Origin of the sequence: Clostridium sp. AF02-29 (assembly GCF_934835585.1) — a bacterium.
In the GTDB taxonomy this organism is placed as follows: Bacteria; Bacillota; Clostridia; order Lachnospirales; family Lachnospiraceae; genus Otoolea; species Otoolea fessa.
In genome coordinates this window covers 51,631-74,520 of record NZ_CAKVZK010000006.1, presented here as the reverse complement: position 1 = coordinate 74,520, position 22,890 = coordinate 51,631, and the positions used below count along the sequence as shown (strand labels likewise).

Here is a 22,890-nt window from a genome sequence, read left to right as displayed (position 1 = left end):
CATTTTGATGCAGAATATAGAAAGGAAGAAAGTTATGGAACATATTGGAATGAAATTGACAGAAGAACATGTCCGTTGGGCGGCTCTTGGTGGCTCCATTCTTGGCGGCGGTGGAGGCGGTTCGGCAAAGACCGGAGCTGAGTTCGGAGATCTGGCTGTGCGGTTCAGCCAGCTGGAATTAACCCCGTTGGATCAGATTGATCCGGAAACCGTGGTTGTCACAGCTTCTATGGTAGGGGCTCCTGCCGCACAGGAGAAGTTTGTCTCCCCGGCAGATATGATGCGCTGCGTGGAGCTCTTTACTCAAAGCACGGGTATTCGTCCAGGAGGTATCGTTACTAATGAGAATGGAGGCGGTTCTACGTTCAATGGCTGGCTAGAGGCATCCATGCTGGGAATCCCTCTGATAGACGCTCCCTGCAACGGCCGTGCTCATCCTACGGGAGTGATGGGAAGCCTGAATCTTCATCGTGATCCCAATTATATTACTACCATGACCTGTGTGGGCGGACGAAAGGAATTGGGCCGACACGTGGAATGCACAGTTACAGGTTCTATTGATCATTGTTCTAAACTGGTGCGGGCGGCTGCTGTGGAGGCTGGAGGTCTTGTGGCTGTAATCCGGAACCCGGTGAAGGCTTCGTTCCTGCAAAAAAACAGCGCTGTGGGGGGCTTGTCACTGGCTATTGAGACGGGACGCCGTTATTCACAGGGATTAGAAAAGTCGGTAGAAAATGGCGTGCAGGAGGTTTGTGAATTTTTAGGCGGTGAGATATTGGCTCACGGTCCGGTAGAGGAGTATCAGCTGCGCAGTGAAGGCGGCTTTGATGTAGGTATCGTTAAGATTGGTGGATATGAGATGTCTTTCTGGAATGAGTACATGACGGTGGATGGACCAGATGGACAGCGCAGAGGCACATTCCCTGATCTGATTATGACATTTGACAGCCAGACTGGACGGCCAACGCCTACATCTGACTTGAAGCAGGGCCAGGAAGTTTATCTCATTCATGTGGGTTATCAGCATCTGAAGTTGGCGGCTCCCATGTTTGACAAGGACTTATTGGCGGGCGTAGAGAAGATCATCAACCGTCCTATTGTGGATTGTGTGTCATTCTGATAAGGAGATAAGGAAATCTATGCGAAAGACCCCGCCGCCAAAATACTGGCAGCGGGGCCTTTGTAGATAGGACGTAACGGTTCAGCAGGCAAAAATCCCATTGCCGTAGGCAATTTTTAATGGATTTTTGCGCGTGACTGTGAAGGTACTGAACAGTTACGATAGGACAAGTATAAGATGGAGGAAATTAAGATGGTGAAGATGAAAGTTGGAGCAATAACCATTGGGCAGTCACCCAGGGCGGATGTGGTTCAAGAATTGCTTCCGCTGATGGGTGAGCAGGTGGAACTAATTCAGGCAGGTGCATTAGATGGGCTCACTCGGGAGGATATCCAGGCATTTGCACCAGGACCAGAGGATTATACTTTAATCTCGCGACTTCGAGACGGAAGTTCGGTTATGTTTGCCGAACGACATATTCTGCCCCAGCTGCAGCAGTGTATCGATCGGTTGGAAGAGCAGGGCGTAAATTTGATTCTGTTTTTGTGCACGGGAGATTTTCCAGCTGTGTTTCATTCGAAAGTGCCATTGATTTTTCCGTGCAAGGTGCTTAATGGCCTTGTGTCGGCTTTGTCTAATCGAGGAAAGATCGCTGTAGTGGTTCCTACACCGCAGCACGTGGAACAGACAGAGAAAAAGTGGAATCAGTATGTAAAGGAGAGTATTGTTATTCCGGCTTCTCCCTATGGCAGCCAGGATGATTTGGATGCGGCGGCTAGAGCTGCAGCGAAAATGGATGTGGATCTGGTGGTAATGGACTGCATTGGCTATAATATCGGAATGAAAGAGCGATTTCAGAAATTGTCTGGAAAACGGGTGATTTTATCCCGGACACTTGCAGTTCGGGTTATGATGGAGCTGTTGTCATAAGGGGGGAAAATACGATGGAACTGGCGGAAATTGGAAAAAATATTTTAACAAACTGCATGAATGTCAAACCAGGGGAGAACGTACTGATAGTGACCGATGATGAGAAGTATGCCATTGGTCAGGCCTTGTATCAGGCAGCTAAACTTTTGAAAGCAGAAGCTATGTTAATGACCATGCCTGCTCGAGAGGTATCTGGTCAGGAACCACCCTCTGTAGTGGCAGCTGCCATGAAGGCGGCGGATGTGGTGATTTGCCCCATGAAAACATCGATTACGCATACACGCGCCAAAATTGAGGCAGCGGAAGCTGGAGCAAGGATTGCTACAATGCCGGGAATCACGGAGGAAATGTTTGCCATGGGTGCTATGACTGCAGATTACAGTCGTGTTATGGCACTTACAGAGCAGGTGACTGATTTATTGACGAATGCCAATACAGCCCGCATAGAGAAAGATGGACATGTTTTAACGCTGGATCTTCGGGGACGGCGTGGAGTATCTAGCCCTGGTGTCTATCGGGAAAAGGGGCAGGCGGGAAATCTTCCTTCCGGAGAGTCCTACATAGCTCCGATAGAGACAGGAGCAAATGGTACGATGGTAATTGATGGATCTATGGTTGGAATCGGTTTATTAGAACAGCCTTTGGAAGTGAAAGTGAAGGACGGGGTTCTTCAAAGCATCCAAGGAAAAGAGGCAGAGAAACTGGAGATTCTCTTGAGAAATAGGAACAATGCCACTCTGTGTGAACTGGGCATTGGAACCAACTATGCGGCCAGACTGATCGGCGTTATTCTGGAGGATGAGAAAGCTTATCAAACGGTTCATATTGCCTTTGGTACTAACGTGGGATTTGGAGGAAATAATCAGGCAGACTGCCATATGGATGGAATTATTAAGAATCCTACATTATATTTGGATGACAAGCTAGTTATGTTAGATGGAGTTTTCCAGATTTAAGGAGAACTTCCAATTGCTGCTGGAGTACTTTCTTCATGAAATTATTTTCACGAAACAAGAGAGAAAGGACGTATAATATGAAAACTTATAAAGTTGGTCTGATTCGGGTGCTGACCACAGAGGACGAGGAATTGCTGCAGCTGCATGGAAAGCTGATAGAATCGTATTTCCCTATGTTCCAGGTGGTGTCACGATGTATTCCGGAACAACCGGAGGGAATTCATGATGATGAAACATTCGCTGTAGGTGTACCTAAGGTGGTGAATCTTGCAGTGGAACTGTGGAAGGAAGGCTGTCAGGCTATTATTATCAGCTGTGCCGGTGATCCGGGAGTTCCGGAGGCAAGACAGGCTGTACCGATTCCGGTTATAGGAGCGGGATCCAGTACTGCAGCGTTGAGTCTGTTTTTTGGCAGTCATCCGGCTGTGTTGGGGATTACCGAAGATGTACCGTCAGGATATCAGCGGATATTCGGTGATCGGATTGTAGACAATGCAAAGGGAGATGGGGTAGAAAATGTCCTGGATTTGATGACAGACAGAGGATATGAAGCCACCATGAAAGCAGCGGCTGCGCAGAAAGAGATGGGTGCCGATGTGATTGCCCTTAGCTGTACAGGAATGTCCAGTATCCGTATTGCTCCCTCCATCGAAAAGACAGTAGGAATTCCGGTTCTGGATCCTGTTTTGTGTGAGGGACTGCTGACATTGTTTGAGCTATTGAGAAGAGAAAATATGGAGGATTAGGAGTTAGAATTAGGAAGCTTCGTCTATACTAAAATATAGGCGGAGCTTTTTTGTGTATAATGATTGTATCTTAAATGGAAGATCGATTATAATATAAATAGACAGAAAAACTGGCGGTTTATATAAATATTATGCTGGGTACACATACATTCCCAGCAGCTGCTGAACACAGTAAAAGGCAATGGAGGCACCGGATAACCATAGCTGCAACTGTGGCGCAGAAAGTGAATGAGTGAAATTATGAAACGAATTAACAATGTTATGCCAATTATTTCTGGACCCTGTTTTGGTTTTGCCGGAATTTTTGTACACGAATTACGGATCGTACTTGCTAAGCTTGTGCTTTCGGGTAAAAAGCAGGAAGTTGTGGAGGAATAGGATCATGTCAAAAGATGAGTATTTGATTACCGATGCGCCGCTGAAAGCGTTGACGGTTTTTGCAATGCCGATGATTCTCGGCAGTTTTTTTCAGCAGGTATACAATATGGCTGACTCCATTATCGTCGGTCAGTTTGTGGGTTCCTCTGCACTGGCAGCGGTGGGTGCCTGTGCAGCCCTGACGAATGTTTTCATTTGTGTGGCACTGGGTGCCGGTGTCGGTGCAGGTGTGCTTGTGAGTCGCTATTTCGGCGCCAAAGAGTATGGCAAAATGAAAACCATTGTGTCTACGTCACTGATCAGCTTTTTGCTTCTGAGCATCCTCCTTGGTATCTTTGGCTTTTGCTTTTCCCATGCGATGATGAGCGGGTTACAGACCCCTGCCGATATTCTGGACGAAGCGGTACTGTACTTGCGGGTCTATTTTGTGGGCTTTCCGTTTTTGTTCATGTACAATATTCTCTCCACCATGTTCACTTCCATCGGTGAATCAAAAATTCCGCTGGGGCTGCTGATCTTTTCATCCATCCTGAATATTGTGATGGATCTTTGGATGGTAGCCGGTCTGGGACTTGGCGTGTTCGGTGCGGCGCTTGCAACTTTGATCGCACAGGGCATTTCGGCTGTGTTTTCACTTTTGATTTTCTTTTACCGGATGCGGCGGTATAAGAGTATCTTTGCCTGGTTTGAGGGACAGGAGCTGCGCTCGATGCTTCGGATTGCTGTTCCGTCGGTTCTTCAGCAGTCTACCGTATCCATCGGTATGATGATCGTACAGGCGGTGGTAAATCCTTTTGGCACACAGGCACTCGCCGGATACGCGGCAACGATGCGTGTGGAGAATGTTTTTTCCCTGATTTTTGTGTCCATCGGCAATGCGGTTTCCCCATTTGTTTCCCAGAATCTTGGCGCAAACAAAACCCAGCGCATCAAAAAAGGCTACCACGCAGCATTGGTGCTGGATGTGTGTTTTGCGGCGCTTGCTTTCCTTGTCATTGAAACGCTGCACACGCAGATTTCATCACTGTTCCTTGGAAAAGACGGAACCGCCCTGGCTTATCAGGTGTCTGGGGATTATATGAGATGGCTTGGTTACTTCTTTATTTTTATGGGAATTAAAATGGCGACCGATGGAGTCCTTCGCGGACTCGGAATCATGCGGCCATTCCTCGTTGCCAACATGGTAAATCTTGCGATCCGCCTGTCCGTGGCGTTGATCGGTGCACCGCGTTTTGGCATTAATTTTGTTTGGCTTGCCGTGCCGGCAGGATGGCTTGCCAACTTTCTGGTTTCCTATGCGGCACTGAGAAAATCCTGGCTGGCTGAGAAAGTGGAGCCGTCTCGATAAATTTGGATGTACGGAAACGAAATACATACGTTTGTCTTGTTTGATTTATGAATATCGATTTTGTTAAAAATATGTAATGATACCAGGGTCAAAAGGTCAGAAGTTCGACGCAAGCTTGCTTGCGGGAGAATTTTTGACCCCAACATCATGTAATTGCTTTAGGAAGAAAAAACGAATATAATAACATAAACTGACAGAAGGAGAAATTTGTGATGAAGAGACAGAAAGGTTTTACACTGGTTGAACTCTTGATAGTGGTTGTTATTATTGGAATACTGGTATCAATTTCAATCCCGATTTTTACGGCACAGATGCACAAGGCAGAGGTGGCGGCAGACTGGGCGAATCTCAGGGCATATTATGCGGAAATACAGGCAGATTATATGTCTACCCAGAAGCAGAATCCGAATCCGAAGGTTAAAGTGATTGATGTTGATGTAGCAGGGAGCGATTATGACTGGCAGTCGGTGACTTTTTTAGATGGGCATAAGGTTAAGATGAAGGCTGGATACTGTGCAGTTAGGTTTAAGAAGGATAAAGGATATTCAATTGCATATAATTGTAATAAAGGTCATGCAAAATGTGACTTAGGTTTAGGAGAGAAATATACGAGTCAATGATATAGCTTGAGAATACATAAGGAATTTCCGGTTCTAATGCTGGACATCCACCCCAAAGTCAAGTATAATGAACTAGAACAGTTGTACGATTATAATAAACGGGTAATCAGAGCACAAGCGGACATCTGATTTCCCGTTTTTGTATTGCAATGTATCCGGAAGACAAACAGAAGGAGGTACCCTATCCGATGTCAAGAAAAAATCCGTTCGTCATGCCCATCCTAAAATGGGTAGGCGGCAAACGGCAGCTGCTGGACAGCATCAATCCGCTGATCCCGGAATGTTCGACCTATTATGAGCCGTTTATCGGGGGCGGTGCGGTGCTCTTTGGGAGACAGCCGAACAAGGCGGTGATCAATGACTCCAACGAAGAGCTGATCAATGTATACCGGATGATCAAGGAAGAGCCGGAAGAGCTGATTGCGGCGCTGAGCGCCCATAAGGAACAGAATTGCGAGGAGTATTATTATACGGTGCGGGCGTGGGATCGCGATAAGGAGACGTATCAGACGCGGACCAACGTCGAGCGGGCAGCGCGGATCATTTACCTGAACAAGACCTGCTACAACGGCCTGTTCCGCGTCAACAGCTCCGGCGAGTTCAATTCTCCGTGGGGCAGATATAAGAACCCGAATATCACGAACGAGGCGACTATCCATGCGCTGAATACGTATTTAAATAAAGCGAATATTACGATCAAATGCGGCGATTACCGCGAGGCGTTAAAGGGCATCCGGAAGGGCGCGTTCGTCTATTTTGATCCGCCTTATATGCCGATCAGCTCGTCGGCGTCGTTCACGGGCTACACCGCGGGCGGCTTCGGGGAGGAAGAGCAGATCGCATTAAAAGAGCAGTGCGACATGTTGAATGCAAAGGGCATCAAGTTCCTGCTTTCCAATTCGTCCTGCGAATTTATCGAGGATTTATATAAAGATTACATCATCGACCACGTGGATGCCAAGCGCGCGATCAACGTGAAACCGGAGAAGCGCGGAGAGATTCAGGAAGTTCTGGTACGCAATTATGAGCTTGATTGATGATAAATGGAGAATTTTATTTGATAAATACCGGATTGAGCGGGAAATTGAGAAACATGGGCGGTTTTACATCACCGCCGACCAGATCCGCGAAGTCAAGGAACCGCGTCTGATGACGAAATTTGACACGCGGGAATCCCTGCCGCGGGTGTTTGGAAAGAAGATTTCGATTCTTCCGGTGTCGCGCGGCGGCTATGTGCTGGGCGAGTTTGACTTATATCAGGATTTTCCGGAGATTCCGTCCGATATCAAACGGGTGACGAGCGCGAAGATACCCGATTACTTTGAGTCGATCGACCTTCATGACATCCGCTCGGAAGCCAGCGCGATCAATGTTATGAGCATCACGGGGATTCTGGATGATTTTCTGGGCGAGGATCGCATGGTGCAGACGGTTTCGGGGCGGATGGGGTCTGGAAATTTTGAGTTTTATGTCAGCGACTATCAAAAATCAGAGCCGATTGAAAAAAAGCCGCTTATCCAGGTACAGAATTCGCAGGTCGAGATCGACGGCGGATTTGAAAATGAGAATGTATTTACGCTGATCGAGGGAAAAAACGTCGTCCACAGCAATTTTCTGATCCGGCAGCTCTATTATCCGGCGAGACTCTGGGAGGAGAAGATACACAAGCCGATCCGTCCGGTGTTTATGGTGTATTCGAATAATATTTTCCGCCTGCTGGAATATGAATTTACGGACCTGCGCTACTACAATTCGCTGCGGCTGGTGCAGGAGCGAAATTATAGCTTAGAGGAAATCGAGATCACGCTGGATGATTTATACGATGTCTGGTCACGAACAAAGGTCAAGCCGGAACCGGCGGTTACCTTTATCCAGGCGGACAGCTTTTACAAGGTTATTTCACTGGTGGAACGGCTGAACGAGAATCCAATGACGGGCGGGGAGATCGCGCAGCTTTTTGGATTTAAGGAGCGACAGTCGGACTATTATTTCAACGCGTGCCGCTATCTGGGGCTGGCGGAGAAGCAGACGGATGAGGACGGCGTGAAAGTGCATATCACGGCGATGGGAAGACGGCTTTTGAAACTGCCGTATAGGGCGCGCCAGCTCGAATACGTCCGCCTGATTCTGGAACACCCGATTTTCCACGATTTATTTGAGGCTGCCCTTCAGATCGGAGATGTTCCGGACAAGGAGTATGTCGCAAAGAAAATGCGGGAATACCAGGTCTGCGGGGAGAATCTGATCGTGCGAAGGTCAAGTTCAGTGCGGGCATGGCTGTACTGGATTCTGACGCTGGTGAACGAAGGATAGGGCAATGGTGCGGAATTATTATATGTATCCGTTATCATGCTAAGGGGGTAATTTCGTCTCAGATGCGGCGGCGTCCGTGCATGTGATGCCTGACCGTTAGAAAAACGGACCATTTGGACAGAGAATAAAATATAGAAAGTTACAGGACAGCATATGGGCAGACAAGAGCAGACAAATCATCTTTTCAGCAATCGCGATCTGCGGATTCTTCTGGTTCCGCTGATCGTAGAGCAGATTTTAAACTCCCTGATGGGTACAGCGGACAGCATTATGGTCAGCAACGTGGGATCGGCGGCGATCTCGGCGGTTTCTTTGGTTGACTCCATCAATATTTTAGTGATACAGGCATTCTATGCGCTGGCGGCAGGCGGCACGATCGTCTGCTCCCAGTACATCGGACAGAAAGATAAGAAAAATGCGGAGGAATCCGCGAGACAGTTATCTTTTGTGGTGGCGTGCATCTCGTCGGCGGTCATGGCAGTCTGCCTTCTGACACGCGGACCGCTGCTGCGGCTGATTTTCGGCAGCGTCGAGGCGGATGTCATGGAGGCAGCGCAGATCTATTTCTTCTACACGGCGCTTTCGTTCCCATTTATCGCCCTCTATGATGCTGGTTCCTCGATCTACCGGGCGCAGGGAAATACAAGGCTTCCGATGACGATCGCGGTCGTCTCTAACGGGTTAAATATCGCCGGAAATGCGGTGCTTATCTGGGGCTTCCATCTTGGAGTTGCCGGTGCGGCGATTGCCACGTTCGGTTCCCGCGTTATCTCGGCAGTGGTGGTGTTCGCTTTTTTGCACAATCCCAGCCAGGAAATTGCGGTGCGTGACTATCTGCATATCCGTCCGGACGGACGCCGGATTATGCGGATTCTCTCATTGGGAATCCCAAACGGTATCGAAAATGCGATGTTCCAGTTTGGAAAGCTTGCGATTCAGTCAACCGTCTCGACCCTCGGGACGATCGCGATCGCAGCCCAGGCGATGACGAATATTCTGGAAAACTTAAACGGCATCGCGGCGATCGGTATCGGAATCGGCATGATGACGGTGGTCGGACAGTGTCTCGGCGCGGGGCGCAAGGATGAGGCGATCTATTATATCAAAAAATTGACGGCAGTGGCGGAGATCGTCATCATCGCAAGCTGTGCGCTCGTATTTCTGGCGACGAAACCGGTCACGATTCTGGGCGGCATGGAGCCGAAGAGTGCGAAGATGTGTCTCTACATGGTCGGATGGATCACGGTGGTAAAGCCGATCGTCTGGACGCTCGCATTTATTCCGGCATATGGAATGCGGGCTGCCGGGGATGTGAGGTTTTCGATGATTCTCTCCTGCATCAGTATGTGGGCGTTCCGGGTGACGCTGTGCATTTATCTCTGCCGCGTCCACGGCTTCGGACCGATCGCGGTGTGGATCGGCATGTTTACAGACTGGATGATCCGGGGCATTGTATTCACATTCCGCTTTATGGGCCGGAGATGGCTCGCGCATAAAGTTGTGTAAAAAACAGAGGGAGCAAAATGAAAATGGAGTTACAAATACTGGATTGGATTCAGCAGATGCGGACGCCGGTGGGCGATGTCTGGATGGTGTTTATTTCGCGGCTTGGAAATGCAGGAATGATTTGGATTCTGTTTACATGCCTGCTGCTTATGATTCCGCGGACGAGAAGATGGGGAGCTGCGCTGGCGGCAGCGCTCTGTCTGGATGCGATCATCTGTAATATCTTACTAAAGCCTATGGTTTGCCGGATCCGTCCGTGCGATGTGAATCAGACAATTCAGCTGCTCATTGCCCGCCCGGCGGACTATTCCTTCCCGTCGGGACATACGGCGGCTTCGTTTGCTGCGGTCGCGGCTCTGTACTTTGCCGGGGCGAAAAAATGGTGGAAAATCACGCTGCCTCTGGCGATCCTGATGGCGTTTTCAAGAATGTATTTATATGTGCATTACCCGACCGATGTTTTGGGCGGCATGATTGTGGGATGCGCGGCGGGGTATTTTGGAAACCGGCTGGCGGCGCATCTGATACGGTCCTGGAGACAGAAGATGAAAAAACCAGAGGACAGAAAAAATAGATAATTTTATGTAAGAGATGCCAGAAGTTACTGTTCACGCATACGTGAACAGTAATGCCAGAACACCTGTAATTGCCCCGTTTTTCTCTTGATATCCTTTATTTCCGATGGTATAATCTATAATCGAAATAATTTCTTTTATGATAGAAAAGGGATGATTATGATGGGGTTAGACCAGAATCAGTAATTTTATTCATTGTTAAAAGGTACGGCGTGATCTATCGACTCCAAAGTTTAGGATGATAGGAACTGCGTTTTTTGATGATGAGGTACCTGGAACGAGACCAGGGGTAATGTGCTCTCGGAATCTTTCTGTGCTTGATTTTGTGAGATGATTTTTTTTGTCAGTTGCGCCCAAATTTCTGAGGCGTTGGCGTTGCGTCCGCCTCTGAAATTCGGGTGCGGCTGGCGGAAAATCAGCCACAAAAGCAGGTGCAGAAAAGACTCCGAGAGTACATTATAGAGTGATGGAGGAGAAAGACATGTTAAATTACAAGAAATATAAGAGAGTTCCGGTGGTAGATTACCCGGAGCGTGAGTGGCCGAATAAAGAGATTGAGAAAGCGCCGATCTGGTGCAGCGTTGACCTGCGCGACGGCAACCAGGCACTGGTTGAGCCGATGGTCGTAGAGGAGAAGATCGAGATGTTCAACCTCCTGGTAAAACTTGGATTTAAAGAGATCGAGATTGGCTTCCCGGCAGCTTCCCAGATCGAGTACGATTTCCTGCGCCAGTTAGTAGAACGCAAGCTTATCCCGGACGACGTAGTTGTACAGGTTCTGACCCAGTGCCGCGAGCACCTGATCAAGAGAACCTTCGATGCCATCCAGGGTATTCCGAAGGCGATCGTACATATTTACAATTCGACTTCTACCTTACAGCGTGAGGTTGTATTCCATGCAGAGCGCGAGGAAGTAAAGCAGATCGCGATCGATGGTACCCGCATGGTAAAGAAATATATGAAAGATTACGACGGAAAAGTAATCCTTGAGTACTCTCCGGAGAGCTTTACCGGAACCGAGCTTGATTTTGCACTGGATATCTGCACCGCTGTACAGGAAGAGTGGGGCGCAACCCCGGACAATAAGATCATCATCAACCTTCCGGCAACGGTTGAGATGACGACTCCGAACGTATACGCAGACCAGATCGAGTGGATGAACAAGCATTTTAAGAACCGTGACAGCATTATTTTAAGTATCCATCCGCACAATGACCGTGGTACCGGCATTGCAGCGACCGAGCTGGCTCTCTTGGCAGGTGCAGACCGTGTCGAGGGTACACTGCTTGGAAACGGCGAGCGTACTGGTAATATCGACATATTAAATATCGCTTACAATATGTTCTCGCAGGGTATCAACCCGGAGTTGAATCTGGAAAATGTAAAGGAGATCACCGAGGTTTGCGAGCGCTGCACAAAGATGGCCGTTGATCCGAGACATCCGTATGCAGGCAAGCTGGTATTTACCGCATTTTCCGGTTCCCATCAGGATGCGATCAGCAAGGGTATGCAGGCGCTTCAGAAGAGAACCGATGGCATCTGGGAGGTTCCGTACCTGCCGATCGATCCGAGCGATATCGGACGCGAGTACGAGCCGGTTGTCCGCATCAACAGCCAGTCCGGCAAGGGCGGCGTAGCCTTCGTTATGGATTCCTTCTACGGATTCCGTCTTCCGAAGGGAATGCACAAAGAGTTTGCTGACATTATCCAGAAGATTGCAGAAAAGCAGGGTGAGGTAGCTCCGGAGCAGATCATGGACGAGTTCCGTGCAAACTATCTGGACAGAAAAGAGCCGATGCACTTCAAAAAATGCCAGATCACAGACAAGGAGTACGAGGGCGGCGCATTCGCAACCGTTGCAATTCTTACCTTTACCGATCATGACACCGAGCGTACCGTTGAGGGCGTAGGTAACGGACCGATCGATGCGGTACAGAGAGCGATCGAGGAGGCACTTGGCATTGAGATCCGTGTTCTGGACTACAACGAGCATGCACTTCGTTCCGGTTCCGGCGCACAGGCAGCTTCCTACATCCACCTGATGGATGTAAAGAGCGGCCGGGCAACTTACGGTGTCGGCATCAGCTCCAACATTACGAGAGCATCTATTCGCGGTATCTTCAGTGCGGTAAACAGATTGTTCTACTAAGAATTAAAATGAATCAATTCAGGGTGACTGCTTGTGTACGTGTGGACAGTCGCTGGTTTGGGCGGTATGCAGAAATGTGTGCCGCTCTTTTTCTGCCTGCCCATCTTTTTTAAAACAGGTTTCACCGGATACTCCGCATTCCAATATTGACAAGAACAAAATCCCGGTGTTACGATATAGAAAACTGAAAAACTGCATGAAATGACGAGATTCGACTGAAAATTTCATGCTTATGAAAAAGAGAAAGGAAATCCGTGAAAATGATTCTAAGGGCAAAGTATTTAATTACCGGAGATGGCAGAACCTGCTTGCAGGATCAGGCGGTGTATCTGGATAAAGAGGGAAAAATCGGCTGGATAGGAGACGCAGCGGAAGCGGCGGGGCGCTACCCGGAAGAGAAGGTAAAGGATTACGGCGAGGCGACGATCCTGCCGGGACTGTTTGATATGCATGTGCATTTTGGCTACTACTACAGCCAGCCGGATCTGGATAATTATGACGATTATATGGTGGCATACTATGCGCTGGAACAGGCGAAACAGTCGCTGCGGCTCGGCATTACGACGGTGCGCGATCTGTCCTGTCCGCCCAATCTGATGAAGCAGCTGCGTCTGGCAGGGCAGAAGGGGTATGTGACGGTTCCGCGAATTATCCATGCGGACGCAGGTATCTGCATGACCGGTGGACACGGACATCAGGATGGGGTCGAGGAGGCGGACAGCCCGTGGGGCGTGCGCGCCGCTATCCGAAGACAGCTGCGTGCGGGAGCTGACTGGGTCAAGATCCTGACGAGCAACCGTGGCGATATCCCGGAATTTACGCAGGAAGAGCTGGATGCAGCGGTCGATGAGGCGCACCGCCAGGGGGTGAAGATCGCGGTTCATTCGGGTACGCAGCCGTCGATTCAGATGTGTATTGACGCGGGATTTGACACGATCGAGCACGGAACCTTTTTAACAGAGGCGCAGGCGCGCCAGATGGCGAAAAAAGGAATCGCGTGGACGCCGACGATCACGGCATACACGTATTTGTATGAGCAGACGAAGCAGATGATCGAGGCGGGTGTGGACATGGACAACCCGATCGCCGCCAGAGCCGTTCACGATCAGGCATTTTTCAAACCGGCGTTTGAGGCATACCGGGATAATTTTAAAAAGCTCTATGACACAGGGGTTACGGTGCTGGCAGGCAGCGATATGGTGCTTTACAAGGCACCGCCGCTTCCGATTCATCAGGAACTCGGCTATATGGTAGACTATGGAATCACGCCGATGGAGGCGATCCGCACGGCAACCTACAACGCGGCAAGCGTGCTTGGTATTGAGAACGAGACAGGCAGCCTGAAAGAAGGATTGGCTGGCGATTTGCTGATTGTAAAGGGTGATGTCTCAAAGAATATTCGTGCGCTGGATGATGTGCAGGAAGTGTATCTGGCAGGAGAAATAGTGTATACGGTGTAAAAGATATGAAAAAGCTGTCTTTTTCAGAAATGCAGGAGTTTTTGTTTCCTGAGATGGGAAAAACCAAAAAGAAAATAAAAACATCTTGAAATTCTAAAAGAGACAGCTTTTATTATGTTTCTATACCGCGCAGACTATTTAAAATACGACTTCATTCCCATGAACAAACGGATTCGGCGTGTGTACGGTCAGAATCTTAACGACACGGTTTGTGTTGTTGACCCAGTCATGCGGGGTCTGGGAGTGGATCTGGATGCTGTCGCCCGGATTCAGGCAGTATTCGCTGCCGTCCAGATATACGGTCAGGATACCCTCCAGAACGTAGATAAATTCTTCACCGTCGTGCTGATTCATCTCAAGCTGGTTTTCAGAGCTTGTGGTGGCAGACGGCATCAGGTGGAAGATACGCGGAAGACAGGCAAATCCCTGTGCATTTCCATTGACCAGGTACTGTACGATCTGGGGGTTGATCTGGGAACAGTGCATGGCAAAACTCCGGCTGACCGGGGATTTCTCCTGATCGGCGGAGGAGTCAAAGAACGAAGACAGACTAACTCCGAGAATCGTAGCAAGCTTTGCCAGAGAGTCGATTGCGATCGAAGAGAGACCGCGCTCCAACTGGGAAAGAAAGCCGATGGACAGACCGGACTCTTCGCTGAGCTGTTTCAGTGTGTATTTTTTTGCGGTACGGAAGGCTTTCACCTTGGCACCGATGGTAACATTATGATCCATAGATATATCCCCCTTGCGGTATCATTCTTTAATATCATATATCCACTATACAGGATTTTCAGTGGAACGTCAACCAAAGGGGGAGTTTTGGCGGGCAAATTTAATTCAAAATGGAACGATTTTTTTGGAAAAGGCTGAAATGGGCGGCAGATTTGGAGAAGTGAATCAGTGAGAGGATAGAAGGGACAGGAGAATGGGATAGAGAAAACGGGTGGACAGAAAATAAAAAACAGGGGGAGAAACAGAATGAAGGAAATAGTACGCGCTTCGATCGAGGATTGTTCCCAGATCGAGCGCTTCCGTTTGGTGACCCGTCTGGGAAATGCGATTCTTTCCAACGGCGGGGAGGTATTCCGGGCGGAGCAGGCGATGGAGTATGCGGCGCGGGCGCTGCGTCTTGAAGCATTTAATGCGTATGTGATTGCGAATGGAATTTTTTCAAATGTGGTGATTGACGGGCGGTTTTATTCCAGCCGTATCTGTTATGTGCCGCTGGCACCTACGATTCTATGCCGGGTGGATGCCTTAAATGATCTGTCGAGAAAGATTGCGGCGGGTAAATGCGGTCCTTATGAGATGCGGATGCGCCTTGAGCAGATTGAACACATGAAAGTGCTCGAAAATCGGGGAAAGGTTCTGGCGGCAGGAATTGGAAGCGCTGGATTTTGTTACCTGTTCCAGGGCAGCCTGCGCGATACGGCGGCGGCATTTGTGGCGGGAGTGCTGCTGTATTTGTTCCTTTTATACGCAGCTCCGCGCTTTTCTTCGTCTCGGATGATGCAGACGATCATGACGAGCAGCGTGCTTGCATTGTGCTGTTGTTTGCTGTGCTGGATCGGGCTGGGAGAAAGTCTGGATCATGTCATGATCGGAGCTGTGTTCACGCTGGCGCCGGGTGTGCCGCTGACCAATTCGATCCGGAATTTTTTGGAAAATGATTATTTATCCGGTCTGATCCGTTTTGTAGACGCCTTTTTGACGGCGGGCTGTATTGCGATCGGAGTTGGTGTGGCACTGCGGTTCTGGATGTTTGCGATGGGAGGTATGCTCTGATGGAAATGGCAGGGGAAATTCTGGGGCAGCTTCTGGCGGCCTGTGTCGGAACTGCCGCCTTTTCGGCGCTGTTTGGAGTTCCGAAGAAGTATTGGCTGGACTGTGGTATCTGCGGGGCAGTCGGCTGGGGCGTGTATCTGGCGGTCATGGCAGCTTATCAGACGCCGATCATCGGGACCTTCGCGGCGAGCGCGGTTTTGACGATGCTGTCGCGCTGTCTGGCGATACAGCGGAAAGCGCCGACGATCCTCTTTCTGGTATGCGGCATCTTCCCGCTTGTGCCTGGAGCGGCGATCTACTATACCGCCTACAACTTCTTCATGGGGCAGGAAGCGCTGGCGCTCCAGTATGGCATGGATACAATCAAGATGGCGATCGCAATCGGGCTGGGGATCGGAGCGGCATATTCGCTTCCGGGACATCTGTTTGGATGGAAGCGGGAGATAGAGGTGTGGGAACCTGGGAAAGAAGGTAAAAAGTAGCCGCGGTTTACTTTTCCTTTAAAATATAGTAGAATACCCTCGTACTATTAAGGAAAATATGATCGGCTGCGGCAGGAGTGGGGTATTCTGCGGGCTTGGTGGAGGGGACAGACATCGATATGGACAGTAAATTTTATGAGCCAGAAGTTCTGAAACAGCTGCAGGGAGAGATTTTGTCGATTCTGGATGATTTTATCCGGATCTGTGAAGACTATCATCTGGAATATTTCGGGATAGCCGGAACGGGAATCGGTGCGCTGCGGCACAAGGGATTTATTCCCTGGGACGATGATATCGATATTGCGATGCCGCGGCGAGATTTTGAGCACCTGCTCCGGATCGTGGAAAAGAAGATGAGCGACCGGTATCTGGTTCTCAATGCGGAGCGATATCCCAATTATCCGCTGATGACGACCCGTCTGGTGAAGAAGGGGACGGTGTTTGTCGAGGAGGTTATGAAGAATGTGGACTGTCCGTTCGGTATCTTTCTGGATCTGTATGTGCTTGACAATGTGGCGGACAACCCGGTTCTATATCAGATTCAGTCGTGGACGGCATGGTTCTGGAGTAAGCTGATGATTCTGCGGGCGATTCCGCGCCCGACGCTGCAGCAGCGGGGCATCAAGGCGAAGCTTATCTGGGCGGTCTGCGGGATGGTCTACAAGGCGATGAAGCTGCTCCATATCTCGCCTCAGTGGCTGCGGATGCGCTGTGAGCGGGTCTGCCGCAAATACAATAAATACCGGACACGCCGGATGGCATTTCTGCCGGACACAAGCCCATACTGGAATGTCGTGGACCGGACACGCTGTTATCCGCTCCGAAAGCTGGAATTTGAGGGCAGACGCATGAATTTTCCGGGAAATATCGAGGAAATGCTGACAAATATGTACGGCGATTTCATGCAGCTTCCGCCGGTTGAGAAGCGCAAAACACACACACCGAGCCGGCTGGAATTTTCAAAGGAAGAGATACTGTAGTGATAAAATATTTAGCGAACGCTCTGATTGGTGGAGACGGGCAGATTGAAAAACGAAATATGAGCTGGAATATGATAGGGAGCTTTCTCTATGCGCTGGCGTCCATGGTGCTGACGATCGCGGTCATCCAGATTGTCGGCGAGGATGAGGGCGGTATCTTCTCCTTTGCGTATTCTACATTTGGTCAGCATATGTTTATGGTGGCCTATTTTGGCATCCGCCCGTTCCAGATCACGGATACGAGGCGGCGGTTTACGTTTGGCGAATATCTGCGGCTGCGCCTGATGACCTGTGGTGCGGCGCTGGTGGCCGGGCTTTTTTATGTGACGGTGATCAACCGGGACTATGCCTTTGTCAAGGCGGCGACGGTATTTTTGATGGTAGCGTACAAGGTGATCGACGGTTTCGCGGACGCTTATGAGGCAGAATTTCAGCGTGACGGACGCCTGTATCTGACGGGCAAATCAAACGCATTCCGGACGGTTTTATCAGTCGGTGTCTTTTTGGGCTGTTTGAATGCAACCCATAACCTGGTCGGCTCCTGCCTGGCGGCAGTACTGGCGCAGCTGGCGGGCGTGTGCCTGTTTGATTTTTCGGTAATCGGTCATCTGCCGCAGGTGGACTGGGAGGTCCGCTCCGGACGTGTCGGGCTGTTGTTTAAAGAAAATGTAGTCCTGTTTTTATCGGTTATCCTGGATTTTTATATTTTTTCTGCCGCGAAATATGCGATCGAGGGCAATATGGCGGACAAGTATCAGGCGGTATTCGGTGCGATCTTCATGCCGACCAGCGTCATCAATCTGGTGGCAGGCTTCGTCATCCGCCCGTATATCACGAAACTCTCGGATCAGTGGGAGCGGAATGTGCTCCCGGAATTTGCCGGGACGATAGGCCGGCTGGCGGCAATCATCGCGGCGCTTACGGTGCTGGCAGTCGGGGGTGCCTGGATTCTCGGAATTCCGGTTCTCTCAATATTATATCCGAAAATTGCGTACATGCTGCGGGAATGCCGTCTGGCGCTGGTGTTTATCATTCTAGGCGGCGCGTTCAATGCGTATGTGAATCTGTTTTATTATGCACTCATCATTATGCAGGAGCAGAAACGTATTTTTCTGGGTTATGTCGGTGTGACGGCAGCGGCGCTCCTTATTTCTTCGCCCTGCGTACGCGCGGCAGGACTGCTGGGCGGATCGCTTTCGTATCTGCTTTTGATGGCGGCACTGACTGCCTGCTTTGGACTGACGTCGCTTGTGATGTACCGGAGACGGGCACGTGGGATATAGAACTTGTTTAGAATGTACTCTCGGAGTCTTTCTGCACTTGCTTTTGTGGCTGATTTTCCGCCAGCCGCACCCGAATTTCATCAACGTACGCACCGCGTACGCCTCAGAAATTTGGGCACAACTGACAAAAAATCATCTCACAAAATCGAGCACAGAAAGATTTCGAGAGTACATTAGATAGATTTGGAGGAAATGTATGATTAATTTTGCGGTAGGACCGGTTCAGATGGACGAGGAAATCCGGGCGATCGGGGCGGAAGAAGTACCATATTTCCGCACACCGGAATTTTCTGCAATTATGAAGGAAAATGAGCGCCTGATGAAGCAGTTCACGGGGGCGCCTGAGGATGCGCGGGCGGTTTTTCTGACAGGTTCGGGCACGGCGGCGATGGAAGCGGCAGTCATGAATCTTTTTACAGAGCGCGACCGCGTGCTGGTCGTAAACGGCGGCAGTTTTGGCGCGCGGTTTGCGAAAATTTGTGAGATCCATGAAGTCCCTCATGAGGAGATCCAGCTGGAGAGCGGACGGGCGCTTCGGGCAGAAGACCTGGCACCGTATGAGGGAAAAGGATTTACCGGATTTTTAGTCAATGTCCATGAGACTTCCACGGGCGTTCTCTATAATATGGAGCTGATTTCTGACTTTTGCAGACGAAACCAGCTGATTCTGGCGGTTGACGCGGTCAGCTCGTTTCTTGCCGATCCATTTTGGATGGGAAAATGGGGCGTTGATCTGGTGCTGACCGGCTCGCAGAAAGCGCTGGCACTTCCGCCGGGACTCTCGATTCTGGTGCTGGGGGCGCGTGCGATCGCGAGAGTGCAGGAGACGGCGGTCCGCTCGATGTATTTTGATCTGCGCGACTACCTGAAAAATGGCGAGCGGGGGCAGACGCCGTTTACACCAGCGGTCGGAGTGCTTTTACAGCTTCATAAACGGCTGACGATGATCGAGGAAAAAGGGCTTGCGGCAGAACAGGCGCGGATCCGTCATCAGGCGGAGGATTTCCGAAGCAAAATAAAAGATCTTCCGTTTGAAATCGTTTCCAATTCTCTCTCGGCGGCATTGACGCCGCTTCACCCGACGGGCGTGGACAAAGAGGGGAAAGCGGTCTCAGCGCATCGGATTTTTGAGATTTTGAAGGATGAATACGGCATCTGGATCTGCCCGAACGGCGGCGCGCTTGCCGACACGGTGTTCCGTGTCGGTCATATCGGCGCATTGACGCCGGAAGACAATGACAGCCTGATTGCGGCGTGGAAAGATATGCAAAGGAGGGGACTTCTGTGAAAGTATTGATTCTGGCAGCGGGACGGGGAACCCGGATCTCGCGTTATCTGTCGGGAAAACCAAAATGTACGGTGGATATCGGCGGCGGACAGTGCCTGATCGAGTACACGATTGACCTGCTTCATTCCCGCGGTATCCAGGATATCGGCATCGTGCTGGGCTATGAGGCGCAGGTGATCCGCGAGGTCTTGGCAGACAAGGGAGTTTCCTTTTTCTACAACCCTTTTTACGATGTGACAAACAGCATCGCGTCTGCATGGTTTGCGAAGGAGTTCCTGACAGGGGACGATCTGCTGATCATGAACGGTGACGTATACCTGGAGGAAAAATTGCTTGACCGGATCCTCGCGCAGGGCAGGAGCCCGGTGATGTTTGCGGACGAGAGCCGCCGGGAGACAGCGGATTATAAGTTCTTCTATGAAGATGGAATTTTGAAAAAATATGGAAAAGAGCTGACCGGGGATGATGTGACGGGCGAGTACATCGGAATCGGACGGTTTTCAGCGGCATTTATGCCGGAATTTATCTGCCGGATGGAGGAGATGATCGACCGCCAGGAGCACGGCGTCTGGTGGGAAAATGTTGTTTACAGCATGACCGGGCAGCAGTCGGTCTATGTCGAGGACGTCAGCGGGCATTTCTGGGCGGAGGTTGATTATATTGAGGATTATGAGCGCATCCTGGAACACAGGGGCGTGGAGAAGATAGTGCGCTAGAGCGCTTGATTTGAAAGACAAAACACGGTTCACGGCTAGGCACTTTTGGAATCGAAAGTGCCGTAAGAAAACGTGGTGGCAGCAGAAATTTACCGAATTTAAACGGGAAAAATAAGGGAGAAGTACAGATGCAGTTTAACAGGCATTTTATCAATCGAATAGAGAAAAAAGATGTGCTGCGGCTGCTTCTGGCGCTTGTGGCAGTCTTTGTGATCGGTGTTCTGGGCGAGTTTGTCTGCAATTTCCCGGCGCTCCGGGCAAATGGATGGACGCGGCAGGCGACGCGGACGATCGCTCTGGACGAGGTGCGGGTGAGCGGATTTGAGCGGGTAGAGACAGAAAAAACAGAGGTGCTGCAGCTTTCGGATGCAAGCGGTTATCTTCACATTCCACTGGACGGCAGCTATGTCAGCCAGTTTCTCTACCACTATGATTACGATGGTCTGTTAAATGCCACCGTCCGCCTCGGTTACCGCAACATCTACGGCGAGCAGCGGGAGCACGACGCAAAGATGGTCATGGACCGCAACTGCCGGGTGCTGAAATTTTCTTCGGTTCCGGTGAATGGGAAGCTGGACTACGTGGATCTTCTGATCACGCGGGAGGATCTAGACGAAGAAGGGCTTTCCTACATGAATTTTGGCGGGATGCCGCTTGCACTGACCGGGTTTGCGACGGTGGCGCGGGCAGGTATCAACTGGTACCGGCTGGGACTTTTCTGGTGTGCGGCTGCGGTTTTGATCGCACTTCTCTGTTTCCGGGATTTCGTGGCAAAGCGCATCGAGGTTGGATTTCTGCTGATCTCACTGACGTTTGGAACAATATTCTCACTGTCGCTCCCGGCAAATAAGGTGAGCTGGGATGAGGAAGTGCATTTCGCGCAGGCGTTCTGGATGGCAAATTACCGGACGCCGGTGCAGGCGGATCCGGCGCTTTTACAGGAGTTTACGGCGGGCGTAGATACCTGGCCGTACAATCAGCCGGAAAACCAGGACGAGCAGGCGGCGCTCACTTCGTATCTGAATCAGAATGCGGGTTACCGGCACGGTGAACATCTCTGGAGTACGGATCTCAACAAAACGACGATGACCGGATATGTGGGCTCGGCGCTGGTGCTGAAAGCGGGCGGGCTGCTTCATATCCCATTTGGAATCCTGTATAAGCTGGGGCGGCTGGGAAATCTCTATGTCTATGCGGCAGTTTTGTATTTTGCCATCAAAAAAACACCGGTCGGCAAGGCAATCCTGGCATTTCTGGCGCTGATGCCTGAGCCGATGATGCTGGCGGGGGCATATTCCTATGACCCGACCGTCACAGCGTTTTTGTGGCTGTCTTTTGCGGGCATTCTGGAAGCGGCGCTTGGCGGGCGGAAAATGGACTGGAAAGCGTATGCGCTCATCGTGCTTACCTTTGTCTGGGGCTGCCGCGTCAAGGCGGTATATGCGCCGCTCATTCTGCTGGGACTGATGATTCCGGCAGAAAAGTTCCGTTCTAAACGGGAAATGTACCTGATGAAGGGCGGATTTATCGTGATCTGCGGTCTGATGATGCTATCCTTTATCCTGCCGGTTCTGATCGCGCCGCGCGATATCGGGGATACGAGAGGCGACAGCACCAGCGAGAAAGGGCAGATGGCATACATTCTGGGACAGCCGCTTGCCTATGCATGGGTGCTGATGTGCAACCTGTTCCGGACGCTTCCGTCCTATGTGCTGGGCGAAAATTCCCTGGGGCTTCTGGGACACACGGGAACGATGTCATTTCCGTGGGCGCTGTATGCTGGTTCGGCGGCCGTTATCCTCACAGCCGGGCAGTCATCCTGTGGAAAACGTCTATCAAAAAAACAGAAGCTGTGGATATTTATACTCTGCGTGGGAACGGCGGTGCTGGTCTGGACTTCGATGTACATCGCATTTACCAGGCCGGGTAATACCTATATCGACGGCGTACAGGGGCGCTATTACCTGCCATTTCTGCCGCTTGTCTGGCTGGTATTAAACCCGGAGCGGGTGATGGTGCGGATGGAGAATAAAAACTATCATGCGCTGGTGTTAGGGGCGGCGGCGCTGATTCTGGCGGCAACGGTTTATCTGGATATCTGGATGAAGTTCTGCCGGTAAGCATAAGCAAGCTAGAAGAGGGCCAAGGTTACTGTATACGGGTAGGCACTTTTGGAACCGAAAGTGCCGTAAGAAAACGTGGTGGCAGCAGGAATTTGCCGTATTTAAATGCGAAGCCACGGCAAATTCCGTTACTGGGCACGTATGCGTGAACAGTAACAGGAAAAGATGTTTGAAACGTTAAAATCGATCATA

General features: G+C 50.4%; 21 protein-coding genes. 20 read left to right on the top strand and 1 reads right to left on the bottom strand.

Annotated features, from left to right (window positions below):
* Positions 1 to 34 precede the first annotated feature (34 nt).
* The 13 genes from PUQ60_RS03020 to PUQ60_RS02960 all read left to right on the top strand — a co-directional run bounded on the left by PUQ60_RS03020 (position 35) and on the right by PUQ60_RS02960 (position 14,041).
* On the top strand, positions 35 to 1,120 hold the full coding sequence (locus tag PUQ60_RS03020) for a DUF917 family protein (RefSeq protein ID WP_273482838.1): 1,086 nt from the start codon (positions 35 to 37) through the stop codon (positions 1,118 to 1,120).
* 192 nt (positions 1,121 to 1,312) lie between these two features.
* The gene (locus PUQ60_RS03015; protein ID WP_273482836.1) at positions 1,313 to 1,990 is read left to right on the top strand and encodes an AroM family protein; all 678 of its coding nucleotides are present in this window, start codon (positions 1,313 to 1,315) and stop codon (positions 1,988 to 1,990) included.
* 14 nt (positions 1,991 to 2,004) lie between these two features.
* On the top strand, positions 2,005 to 2,946 hold the full coding sequence (locus PUQ60_RS03010; protein WP_273379625.1) for an aminopeptidase: 942 nt from the start codon (positions 2,005 to 2,007) through the stop codon (positions 2,944 to 2,946).
* A 77-nt stretch (positions 2,947 to 3,023) separates the two neighbouring features.
* The gene (locus tag PUQ60_RS03005; protein ID WP_118493351.1) at positions 3,024 to 3,692 is read left to right on the top strand and encodes an aspartate/glutamate racemase family protein; all 669 of its coding nucleotides are present in this window, start codon (positions 3,024 to 3,026) and stop codon (positions 3,690 to 3,692) included.
* Positions 3,693 to 3,932: 240 nt separating this feature from the next.
* Positions 3,933 to 4,070, top strand: a complete 138-nt coding sequence (locus PUQ60_RS03000; protein ID WP_181357196.1) for a hypothetical protein — start codon at positions 3,933 to 3,935, stop codon at positions 4,068 to 4,070.
* A gap of 4 nt (positions 4,071 to 4,074) precedes the next feature.
* Positions 4,075 to 5,418, top strand: coding sequence for an MATE family efflux transporter (locus PUQ60_RS02995; protein WP_273482834.1), 1,344 nt, complete (start codon positions 4,075 to 4,077; stop codon positions 5,416 to 5,418).
* Between the two features lie 212 nt (positions 5,419 to 5,630).
* Positions 5,631 to 6,038 (top strand): prepilin-type N-terminal cleavage/methylation domain-containing protein, encoded by a 408-nt coding sequence (locus PUQ60_RS02990; protein ID WP_273379629.1) that lies wholly within the window; start codon positions 5,631 to 5,633, stop codon positions 6,036 to 6,038.
* 188 nt (positions 6,039 to 6,226) lie between these two features.
* Entirely contained in the window at positions 6,227 to 7,075 is an 849-nt protein-coding gene (locus PUQ60_RS02985) for a DNA adenine methylase (RefSeq protein ID WP_273379631.1), read from the top strand.
* Positions 7,062 to 8,351: a hypothetical protein gene (locus PUQ60_RS02980; protein WP_273379633.1), complete on the top strand. Its 1,290-nt coding sequence runs from the start codon at positions 7,062 to 7,064 to the stop codon at positions 8,349 to 8,351. Before PUQ60_RS02985 ends, PUQ60_RS02980 begins: the two co-directional genes overlap by 14 nt.
* 153 nt (positions 8,352 to 8,504) lie before the next feature.
* Positions 8,505 to 9,857 (top strand): MATE family efflux transporter, encoded by a 1,353-nt coding sequence (locus tag PUQ60_RS02975; protein WP_273379635.1) that lies wholly within the window; start codon positions 8,505 to 8,507, stop codon positions 9,855 to 9,857.
* Between the two features lie 23 nt (positions 9,858 to 9,880).
* Positions 9,881 to 10,435, top strand: coding sequence for a phosphatase PAP2 family protein (locus PUQ60_RS02970; RefSeq protein WP_182431244.1), 555 nt, complete (start codon positions 9,881 to 9,883; stop codon positions 10,433 to 10,435).
* Between the two features lie 478 nt (positions 10,436 to 10,913).
* Positions 10,914 to 12,581, top strand: a complete 1,668-nt coding sequence (leuA, locus tag PUQ60_RS02965) for a 2-isopropylmalate synthase (protein ID WP_273379638.1) — start codon at positions 10,914 to 10,916, stop codon at positions 12,579 to 12,581.
* Between the two features lie 260 nt (positions 12,582 to 12,841).
* Positions 12,842 to 14,041 carry an amidohydrolase family protein gene (locus tag PUQ60_RS02960; RefSeq protein WP_273379641.1) on the top strand — a complete coding sequence of 400 codons (1,200 nt, stop codon included), beginning with the start codon at positions 12,842 to 12,844 and terminating at the stop codon, positions 14,039 to 14,041.
* A 138-nt stretch (positions 14,042 to 14,179) separates the two neighbouring features.
* Here the strand turns inward: PUQ60_RS02960 and PUQ60_RS02955 are convergent, their stop codons facing one another.
* Positions 14,180 to 14,773, bottom strand: a complete 594-nt coding sequence (locus PUQ60_RS02955) for a cupin domain-containing protein (protein ID WP_022360036.1) — start codon at positions 14,771 to 14,773, stop codon at positions 14,180 to 14,182.
* A 246-nt stretch (positions 14,774 to 15,019) separates the two neighbouring features.
* Between PUQ60_RS02955 and PUQ60_RS02950 the strand changes: the two genes are divergently transcribed.
* The 7 genes from PUQ60_RS02950 to PUQ60_RS02920 all read left to right on the top strand — a co-directional run bounded on the left by PUQ60_RS02950 (position 15,020) and on the right by PUQ60_RS02920 (position 22,695).
* Positions 15,020 to 15,826: a threonine/serine exporter family protein gene (locus PUQ60_RS02950; RefSeq protein ID WP_022360037.1), complete on the top strand. Its 807-nt coding sequence runs from the start codon at positions 15,020 to 15,022 to the stop codon at positions 15,824 to 15,826.
* The gene (locus PUQ60_RS02945) at positions 15,826 to 16,308 is read left to right on the top strand and encodes a threonine/serine exporter family protein (protein ID WP_022360038.1); all 483 of its coding nucleotides are present in this window, start codon (positions 15,826 to 15,828) and stop codon (positions 16,306 to 16,308) included. Before PUQ60_RS02950 ends, PUQ60_RS02945 begins: the two co-directional genes overlap by 1 nt.
* A gap of 119 nt (positions 16,309 to 16,427) precedes the next feature.
* Positions 16,428 to 17,288, top strand: coding sequence for a LicD family protein (locus tag PUQ60_RS02940; protein ID WP_273379647.1), 861 nt, complete (start codon positions 16,428 to 16,430; stop codon positions 17,286 to 17,288).
* Entirely contained in the window at positions 17,288 to 18,571 is a 1,284-nt protein-coding gene (locus PUQ60_RS02935; protein ID WP_337955590.1) for a lipopolysaccharide biosynthesis protein, read from the top strand. The genes PUQ60_RS02940 and PUQ60_RS02935 overlap by 1 nt, the downstream gene beginning before the upstream one ends.
* A 196-nt stretch (positions 18,572 to 18,767) precedes the next feature.
* A complete protein-coding gene (locus PUQ60_RS02930; RefSeq protein ID WP_273379649.1) occupies positions 18,768 to 19,859 on the top strand; it encodes an aminotransferase class V-fold PLP-dependent enzyme in 1,092 nt (363 codons plus the stop codon).
* A complete protein-coding gene (locus PUQ60_RS02925) occupies positions 19,856 to 20,575 on the top strand; it encodes a phosphocholine cytidylyltransferase family protein (RefSeq protein WP_118637826.1) in 720 nt (239 codons plus the stop codon). Before PUQ60_RS02930 ends, PUQ60_RS02925 begins: the two co-directional genes overlap by 4 nt.
* Before the next feature lie 128 nt (positions 20,576 to 20,703).
* Entirely contained in the window at positions 20,704 to 22,695 is a 1,992-nt protein-coding gene (locus tag PUQ60_RS02920; RefSeq protein ID WP_273379653.1) for a DUF2142 domain-containing protein, read from the top strand.
* Positions 22,696 to 22,890: the final 195 nt, after the last annotated feature.

Excerpts from the sequence above, each read along its gene's own strand:
- PUQ60_RS03020 (WP_273482838.1), top strand. The coding sequence starts at position 35 with ATGGAACATATTGGAATGAAATTGACAGAAGAACATGTCCGTTGGGCG.
- PUQ60_RS03015 (WP_273482836.1), top strand. The coding sequence starts at position 1,313 with ATGGTGAAGATGAAAGTTGGAGCAATAACCATTGGGCAGTCACCCAGG.
- PUQ60_RS03010 (WP_273379625.1), top strand. The coding sequence starts at position 2,005 with ATGGAACTGGCGGAAATTGGAAAAAATATTTTAACAAACTGCATGAAT.
- PUQ60_RS03005 (WP_118493351.1), top strand. The coding sequence starts at position 3,024 with ATGAAAACTTATAAAGTTGGTCTGATTCGGGTGCTGACCACAGAGGAC.
- PUQ60_RS03000 (WP_181357196.1), top strand. The coding sequence starts at position 3,933 with ATGAAACGAATTAACAATGTTATGCCAATTATTTCTGGACCCTGTTTT.
- PUQ60_RS02995 (WP_273482834.1), top strand. The coding sequence starts at position 4,075 with ATGTCAAAAGATGAGTATTTGATTACCGATGCGCCGCTGAAAGCGTTG.
- PUQ60_RS02990 (WP_273379629.1), top strand. The coding sequence starts at position 5,631 with ATGAAGAGACAGAAAGGTTTTACACTGGTTGAACTCTTGATAGTGGTT.
- PUQ60_RS02985 (WP_273379631.1), top strand. The coding sequence starts at position 6,227 with ATGTCAAGAAAAAATCCGTTCGTCATGCCCATCCTAAAATGGGTAGGC.
- PUQ60_RS02980 (WP_273379633.1), top strand. The coding sequence starts at position 7,062 with ATGAGCTTGATTGATGATAAATGGAGAATTTTATTTGATAAATACCGG.
- PUQ60_RS02975 (WP_273379635.1), top strand. The coding sequence starts at position 8,505 with ATGGGCAGACAAGAGCAGACAAATCATCTTTTCAGCAATCGCGATCTG.
- PUQ60_RS02970 (WP_182431244.1), top strand. The coding sequence starts at position 9,881 with ATGGAGTTACAAATACTGGATTGGATTCAGCAGATGCGGACGCCGGTG.
- leuA (WP_273379638.1), top strand. The coding sequence starts at position 10,914 with ATGTTAAATTACAAGAAATATAAGAGAGTTCCGGTGGTAGATTACCCG.
- PUQ60_RS02960 (WP_273379641.1), top strand. The coding sequence starts at position 12,842 with ATGATTCTAAGGGCAAAGTATTTAATTACCGGAGATGGCAGAACCTGC.
- PUQ60_RS02955 (WP_022360036.1), bottom strand. The coding sequence starts at position 14,773 with ATGGATCATAATGTTACCATCGGTGCCAAGGTGAAAGCCTTCCGTACC.
- PUQ60_RS02950 (WP_022360037.1), top strand. The coding sequence starts at position 15,020 with ATGAAGGAAATAGTACGCGCTTCGATCGAGGATTGTTCCCAGATCGAG.
- PUQ60_RS02945 (WP_022360038.1), top strand. The coding sequence starts at position 15,826 with ATGGAAATGGCAGGGGAAATTCTGGGGCAGCTTCTGGCGGCCTGTGTC.
- PUQ60_RS02940 (WP_273379647.1), top strand. The coding sequence starts at position 16,428 with ATGGACAGTAAATTTTATGAGCCAGAAGTTCTGAAACAGCTGCAGGGA.
- PUQ60_RS02930 (WP_273379649.1), top strand. The coding sequence starts at position 18,768 with ATGATTAATTTTGCGGTAGGACCGGTTCAGATGGACGAGGAAATCCGG.
- PUQ60_RS02920 (WP_273379653.1), top strand. The coding sequence starts at position 20,704 with ATGCAGTTTAACAGGCATTTTATCAATCGAATAGAGAAAAAAGATGTG.